1 protein-coding gene is annotated in these 1359 nt (G+C 62.2%); it reads right to left on the bottom strand.

Features of this window, described 5'->3' with window-relative positions; genetic code table 11:
• Positions 1–29: 29 nt before the first annotated feature.
• A complete protein-coding gene (locus FHR97_RS20055; RefSeq protein WP_183385568.1) occupies positions 30–1283 on the bottom strand; it encodes an IS256 family transposase in 1254 nt (417 codons plus the stop codon).
• Positions 1284–1359: the final 76 nt, after the last annotated feature.

Genomic DNA, 1359 nt, shown 5'->3' with positions numbered 1-1359 from the left:
GAGTTATCGTCAAATCTGGTGGATGGCGGTCAGGCCGCATTCCTGTCTGATTGATCGGCTACCTGCTCCCCGTCCTGGAACTTGACGTTGCTGACGACCAGTTCCAACTTCTGGAAGTGCTTGATCCGCCTCCAGCGTTTCTGGGCGGTCTGGAGCAGTTTGAAGACCATCGCCAGGGTCGTGTCCCGGGAGCCGCAGTTCCGGCTGCGCTTCGTCCTCAGACGGACCGTGGCGAAGGTCGACTCGATCGGGTTGGTGGTGCGGATGTGCACCCAGTGCTCTGCCGGAAAGTCGTAGAACGCCAGCAATTCATCCCGATCCTTGGCCAGGCATTCCATCGCCTGCGGGTACTTGGCGCCAAAGCGCTTCAGCGTGCGGTCGAAGGCCTGATGGGCTGCCTCGCGCGTCTCAGCCATCCAGATCTCGTGAAGGTCGGCCTTGACCTTGGGCTGCACCGACTTGGGCAGCTTGTTCAGCACATTGGCGGTCTTGTGAACCCAGCAACGCTGGTGCGCCGTGGCTGGATAGATCTTGCTCAGTGCCTTCCAGAAGCCCAACGCACCGTCGCCGATCGCCAGCTTGGGGGATTCCGTCAAGCCACGCTCTCGCAGGCCCGTGAGCAGCTCTTTCCAGCTGGCTTCCGACTCGCGATGGCCATCCTCGACGGCAACCAGTTCCTTGCGGCCATGTGCCGTGACGCCAACGATCACCAGCAAACACAGGCGGTCATCCAGACGCACGTTGCTGTAGACGCCATCGGCCCACCAGTAGACATAGCGGCGGTCCGCCAGGTCCCGCTGACACCAGGTCTTGTGCTCGTCGAACCACTGGGCCTTCAATCGCGAGACCGTGTTGGCCGACAGGCCCTTCGCCTGGTCACCCAGCAGGGCCGACAGGGCCTCCTGATAGTCGCCGGTGGAGACACCCTTGAGATAGAGCCAGGGAATCAGCTCCTCGACACTGCGGGCCCGCTTCAGATAGGGCGGCAACAGGGTGCTGTTGAAGCAGGCCTTGCCGCCACTCCGATCCCGTACCTTGGGTACCTTGACGGTGACGTCACCGATGCCGGTCTGCACGGTGCGCTCCGGCAAATAGCCGTTGCGCACCACCGCTTGCCGACCGTCCGCCAAGGTCGTGTCGGCATACTGGGCCAGGAAGGTGGCCAGCTCGGCCTCCACCGCCTTGGCGATCAGGTCTCGGGCCCCTTGGCGCAACAATTCGTGCAACGGGTCCGAGGTCTCGGATTCTGGCTGTGACAGGGCTTGGAGGGTAGAATCGGTCATGGCGTATCCGCTCGTGTTGATTGAGATCTTGGTCGTGATCAATCAACAGGATACGCCACCCTTCCTACCTCCTCCC

The organism is Halomonas stenophila (assembly GCF_014192275.1).
Lineage (GTDB): Bacteria > Pseudomonadota > Gammaproteobacteria > Pseudomonadales > Halomonadaceae > Halomonas > Halomonas stenophila.
The sequence above is the reverse complement of the archived record's forward strand: the minus strand, read 5'-3'. Positions and strand labels throughout refer to the sequence as shown.